Origin of the sequence: Malikia spinosa, from assembly GCF_002980625.1 — a bacterium.
GTDB lineage: Bacteria > Pseudomonadota > Gammaproteobacteria > Burkholderiales > Burkholderiaceae_C > Malikia > Malikia spinosa.
Map to the genome: position 1 here is coordinate 1 of NZ_PVLR01000088.1, position 2,008 is coordinate 2,008.

Sequence of the window (2,008 nt, forward strand, 5' to 3'; positions counted from 1 at the left end):
ACCTGACCTGACCTGACCTGAACCGCAACGCCATGCCAGACCGCCCACGCCGAGCGGGCCATCTGTATTACGCTTGGGGTTTTGCCTGTCCGTCCCCCATGCCCGACACCCTCACCTCCATGGCTTGCGCCACCTCTGCCGGGTCTGCCGCCAGTCCGACGAACTTGCGCCCCACAGCGGGCCGCCGCGGCCAGACCATCGGCCAGGCCCTCTCGCTGACCGCGCTGGGGCTGGCCCTGCTGGCCGCGACCCCGGTGGCGAACGCCAGCGCGGCGCCACAGGACCGGACCGGACAGCTGGTCGCCAGCGCCCAGCACGGCAAGCGTGCCAAGGCCACGCCCAGGGCCGACCAGGAAGCCACGCGCTACGCCGGCAACGCCGCCGCGCAAGCGCTCGCCGCCGAGATCGCGCAGCGCCGGGGCTGGGAGCAGGACTGGGTAGCGCACTGGATCGGGCAGGCGCAGCAGTTGCCCAGCGTGATGCGTCTCATTGCGCCAGCCCAGCCCGGCATGGCCAAGAACTGGGCCGCCTACCGCGCGCGCTTCGTCGAGCCGATCCGGATCGAGGCCGGCCTGCGCTTCTGGCAGGCCCAGCGCGAGACGCTCGAGCGCGCCGAGGCCAGCTACGGCGTGCCGGCCTGGCTGATCGTCGGCATCATCGGCGTCGAGACGCTCTACGGCCGCCACACCGGCAACTACCGCGTACTCGACGCGCTCGCGACGCTGAGCCTGGACTTCCCCGAAACCCACCCGCGCGCGGCCGAGCGCCAGGCCTATTTCCGCGGCGAACTCGAAACCCTGCTGCAGCTCTCGCGCGAGCAGGGGGTTTCACCCGACGCCTGGCGCGGCAGCTATGCCGGCGCCATGGGGCTGCCGCAATTCATGCCGAGCAGCTGGACCCGTCATGCGGTCGATTTCGATGGCGACGGCCGCATCGACCTGCGCACCAGCGCGGCCGACGCGATCGGCTCGGTGGCGAACTACATGCAGCAGCATGGCTGGCGCAGCGGCATGGCCACCCATTACCCGGTCCGGCTGGAGGCCGGCAGCGAAGACCTGGCCACCCTGCTGGCGCCCGACATCAAGCCCAGCTTCGACGCGGCCCGCTTCCAGGCCCTGGGCGCGAGGCTGGAGCAGCCCGCCAGCGAACATGCCGGCCCGCTGGCGCTGGTCGAGCTGCGCAACGGCGACCCGCTGCAAGGCGGCTCGGCCCCCAGCTATGTCGCGGGCACCGAGAACTTCTACGTCGTCACGCGCTACAACTGGAGCAGCTACTACGCGCTGGCCGTGATCGAGCTGGGCCAGGCGGTGCAGGCCGAACTGACCGACCCGGGCGCCGCGCGCTGACCCCCCGGGCCGGCTGCCAGCCGGTCAGCCCGGGGTTTCAGCATCCGAACCGACGGGATCGACCGGCCCGACCGGCTCGGCCGCCAGTGCGATGGCTTCGCGCAGCTCCGCGCCATCGACCGAGCGCGCAGCGCCAAAACCCGCGATCTGGCGCGCGCCTTCGGGCCAGATCGCGACGAAGCGGAAATCACCGAGCTGGGTCATCGGCTCGGCCTCGGGAAAGCGTGCCAGGTAGGCGGCGCGACAGCGCGCCCAGGACTCGCTGCCGAGCTCGAGCAGCCTGGCCTGTCCGAGCAGCGTCAGGCGCGGCAAGGCATGGACCGGCTGACCGGCCTGCTCGGGCTGCATCACCAGCAGCGACACCCGCGGCTCGCGCTGCATATTGCCGCTGTGCTGCGCCAGCGCACTGACATGCAACACCAGGCAGCCCTGCCCCGGCTCGAGCGCGAACGGCACCATCGAGACAAAGGGCGAACCCTCAGCCTCCAGCGTGGCCAGGGCCGCTACCCGCTGAGTGCGCAGCAGCTCGACGGCGCCCCGCAGCAGGCGCGAGCGGTGTTCGGTGGGCGCAACGGTGACCATGGTCTCTCTCCTTAAATTTCAAAATCATCAGTATCTGTCATGGGCTAACATGGAGGCACCATGAACCAGCTCGACGCACT

General features: G+C 70.8%; 2 protein-coding genes. One reads left to right on the top strand and one right to left on the bottom strand.

Features of this window, described 5'->3' with window-relative positions; translation table 11 throughout:
• The first annotated feature begins 164 nt into the window (after window positions 1–164).
• Window positions 165–1,346, top strand: coding sequence for a lytic murein transglycosylase B (mltB, locus tag C6P61_RS17405; protein ID WP_280524150.1), 1,182 nt, complete (start codon window positions 165–167; stop codon window positions 1,344–1,346).
• Between the two features lie 24 nt (window positions 1,347–1,370).
• Here the strand turns inward: mltB and C6P61_RS17410 are convergent, their stop codons facing one another.
• Entirely contained in the window at window positions 1,371–1,928 is a 558-nt protein-coding gene (locus tag C6P61_RS17410; protein WP_105731153.1) for a HugZ family pyridoxamine 5'-phosphate oxidase, read from the bottom strand.
• Window positions 1,929–2,008: the final 80 nt, after the last annotated feature.